Genomic DNA, 4,152 nt, shown 5'->3' on the forward strand with positions numbered 1-4,152 from the left:
AGATAAACTTACAGGATTGCATTATAAACACAAGAAGCTATAATAAATTTAACAACTCTGTAAGAAAGCATCAGTTTCTATATTAATAAAACCATAATTTAATTAAGGATATCCAGTCAAGCCCATAAAAAAATTGGGTATATATAACAATAGAAAAATATTTATTTACTGGATATTTCGTTAACTGGAAGAGGACGCTATGGACAGCAAAAACGTATTATTATCGGCGACATTTTTTTTAGCGCTTAGCCTCGTAGGTTGCCAGACGGTAAAAAGTGATCCGATGTTACCTGCTTCTGATGCCAGTCAGCAAGTTAAGCAGGCCACGTGGAAAACAAAAGGTGAGACGTTTAATTTACCTGATAATGGTGCTTTGACATCCAAAGAAAGTCGAATCGTTTTTTTTCAGCAAGCAGACACTGAGGATGCAAATGCTATCAATATCTCAATTGGTACCGATAATGTCTTTCAGACCACGCTTCAAAACGGCCAATATTCAGATGTCGTTATTTGTAGCGGACCTCAGATTATCCATGTCGGAAATTTAAATCAACAAAGTGGTGAAGTTTTAACCCACTCTGAAAGCTATCAGTTTACTCCTCAAGCAACGACGTATTTGCAAGTTGCTCTCTCAACGGCCGGCAATCCTGTTATACGGCAAATAGCAGCTGATAAAGCGCTACCGTTATTAAGTCAAAGTACGCGTCAAATTCATCAAATCAGTCGTGTTTTATCAGACTGTAACGCAACTCCAGAGCTACAACAACCTTTGGACACTGCTCAAGCCGATCAAAAAACAGAGATTAAAAACCCTCCTCAATTCAATATCTTATTTGACTTTGATAGCGCAGATATCAATAAAAATCACGCCGCGACGTTGGCTGGGATGGCCAATTTTATTAAATCTTACCCTAGAGCAGCTATCACGGTAGAGGGTCACACAGATAACAAAGGCCCTGAAAGTTACAACCTAAAGCTTTCTCAGTCCCGTGCAGACACCGTTAAACATATTTTAGTAGATCAGTATGACATAGAGGCGACGCGTTTGAGCGCTATAGGCTACGGAGAAGCGATGCCAATCGATACCAACGATACTAAACAAGGCCGTCAAAATAACCGCCGAGTGGTTGCTATCGTTAATAAAGAAAATAACTAACCTAAATCATAACTTTATATTGATATTTTTCTCATTAAGAATTAGCTAATCAAGGATGACTTCATGAGCACTATTACTGTTAAGGCAAACAATAAAGTACAAACTATCGCTGAACACAAAGTCGTTACAAAAGATGGCACGCCTACCATAATAAAAGCTGTCAATAACACTAACTACGAGATCCTCGATGAATCAACAGGTCGCGCGCCAAATCATATTATTACCAAACGTATAGATAAGAATCTTCATCTCTCTTTTGAGAATGATAGTGAAACTCCCGACCTTATCATTGAAGGGTTTTATGACGATGCCGATAGCGCGCTGATAGGCATGGCGGAAGATGGTAGCTACTATTATTATATTCCTGATTCAGGTGAAGTAGCAGACTATGTTACCGAATTAGAAATAGGCGACATACAAGGCCAAGCGCTGGGTGGAAACGCACAAGCTACACCTTGGTGGATAGGGGCTACGGAAACGGAAGGCTTTGATGCACTACCGTGGTTAGCGGGTTTGGCGGGTGTAGGATTACTAGGGGCAGCTTTAGGAAGCAGTAGTAGCAGTAATAGTGATAATAATAAACCGCCAGTAGACAACACGGCTCCTGATGCCCCAACAGATTTAGAAGTTAGCGCAGATGGTAGCATCGTCACAGGTAAAGGAGAGCCTGGCGCCAACGTTGAAATCACAGATCCAAATGGCGATGTGATTGGTGAAGGGGTGGTTAATGACAATGGTGACTTTGAAGTGGGTTTAAATCCACCGCAAGTAGATGGCGAAGAAATCGAAGCCACCTTAACCGACAAGGCTGGGAACGCCTCTGATTCTACAAATGTAACCGCTCCTGATATAACTGCACCTGATGCACCAACTGATTTGGTTGTCAGTGAAGATGGCGGCACAGTCACTGGTAAAGGAGAGCCTGGGGCTAACGTTGAGATCACAGACCCAAATGGCGATGTGATTGGTGAGGGCGTGGTTGATGAGAACGGTAACTTTAACGTTGATTTAGTACCACCGCAAGTGGATGGAGAAGAGATTGAAGCCACCTTAACTGACCCTGCGGGGAACACCTCTGATGCGACAAACGTAACCGCTCCTGATATAACTGCGCCTGATGCACCAACTGAAGTCACCATCGGTAATGGCGATGCCTTTATCACCGCCGATGAGATTGATGCCAAGGGTAACATTGATGTAGTGGTTGGCTTACCAGATAATGCAGAAGTTGGTGATACCCTTATCGTTAGTGGCAATGGAGAGGTGATAAAGCATGTCTTAACGCAAGTCGACCTTGATAACACTGAAGTCACCGTTCAACTACCAGCGCCAGATGAAGACGCAACACTTGACGTTACCGCCAGCCTGTCAGACCCGGCTGGAAATATGTCAGATCCTACTAATGAATCCTTTAAACGCGACACCATCGCTCCTGACGATACCAGTACATTTATTACTATCGACTCTTTAACCGATGACAACGTTATTAATAAAGCAGAGTCAGAAGGAAACGTAGCGGTTACTGGCACAGTTGAAGGCGACTTCACAGCAGGGGATATCGTTACAGTTACTGTCAATGGCCAAAACTATGAAAGCACAGTTTCAGCAGATGGTACATTTAGTGTTGCTGTTCCAGGTAATGACCTTGCTAATGACAGTCAAGTAGTCGTCACTGTTACAGCGACTGATGCAGCTGGGAACGTGGGTCAAGTGAGTGAAAACCAACCCTACGAGGTTGACCTCGTTGCTCCTGATGCCCCAACTGAAGTCACCATCGGTAATGGTGATGAATACATCACCGCCGATGAGATTATTAATGGCAAGGTTGATGTCGTTGTAGGTTTACCAGAAAATGCTGAAGCAGACGACATCCTGAACGTCAATGGCAAAGAGCAAGTCTTAACAGAAGAGGATATCATCAATGGTGAGGTAATCGTTAAGATAGAAGCACCAGCAGAAGGTGAGAGTCTTGACGTAAGTGCTAGTCTTAAAGACCCTTCTGGAAATACGTCAGGCTCGATTACAAATTCGTTTGAACGCGATACCACCGCCCCTGATGGAGAGAGTATCACCATCAACATCGACCCTCTAACCGATGACAACGTTATTAATAAAGCAGAGTCAAAAGGAGAGGTTACCGTTACTGGCACAATTGAAGGAGACTTCACAGCAGGGGATACAGTTACCGTTACCGTCAATGGCCAAGAATATGGAAGCACAGTTTCAGCAGACGGTACGTTTAGTATAGCCGTTTCAGGAAAGGACCTTGCTAATGACAGTCAAGTAGTCGTTACTATTACCGCCACTGACGCTGCTGGGAACGTTGGCAATGTGAGTAAATCTCAAGACTATGACGTTGACCTCGTTGCTCCAAGTGCCCCAACCAGTATCGTCGTGGGTAACGATGATGGCTTCCTCAATGAGGAAGAGATTGATGCGGATAATAACGTTGAAGTAGTGATTGGTCTCCCAGATGACGCTAAAGCAGGTGACACCGTTATCGTTAATGGTAAAGAGCAAGTCTTAACGCCCGATGACATCGCAAATAAAGAAGTCACCGTAAAAGTGCCTGCACCAATTGAAGGTGACTCGCTTGATATCACAGCGACCATCAAAGATGTGGCGGGTAATGAGTCACCAAAGCTCACAGAAAACGTGGGTGTGGTTGACACTACTGCGCCTGATGCGCCAACAAGTGATTTCATCATCACTGATAACGTCGCCAATGATGGTAGTGGCGATGTTTTAGATCCACCAGAAGTTATCCAGGCAGGTGATGTCACCAATGACAATACCCCAAGTATCACCATTCCTGCTGATACATTAGGTGCTGATGAAACTGCTCAATTGATCGTCGATGATGAAATGGTTGAAGCGACCATCGTAGAAAATGCAGATGGCAGCATCACACTTACTCCAAACGATGCCTTAACAGATGGGGCACATGACCTCAGCTATAACCTAAAAGATGCCGCAGGAAACACAAGTGCTAATGG

At 43.9% G+C, this 4,152-nt stretch carries 2 protein-coding genes; both read left to right on the top strand.

Translation table 11 applies throughout. The features are described from left to right. Positions 1-199: 199 nt before the first annotated feature. A complete protein-coding gene (locus V7D75_RS00825) occupies positions 200-1,156 on the top strand; it encodes an OmpA family protein (protein WP_333613013.1) in 957 nt (318 codons plus the stop codon). Positions 1,157-1,219: 63 nt separating this feature from the next. Further along, the coding region (locus tag V7D75_RS00830) for an Ig-like domain-containing protein (RefSeq protein WP_333613014.1) at positions 1,220-4,152 on the top strand (2,933 nt) is incomplete at its 3' end.

The sequence above is a fragment of the Psychrobacter sp. genome (genome assembly GCF_036731945.1).
Lineage (GTDB): Bacteria > Pseudomonadota > Gammaproteobacteria > Pseudomonadales > Moraxellaceae > Psychrobacter.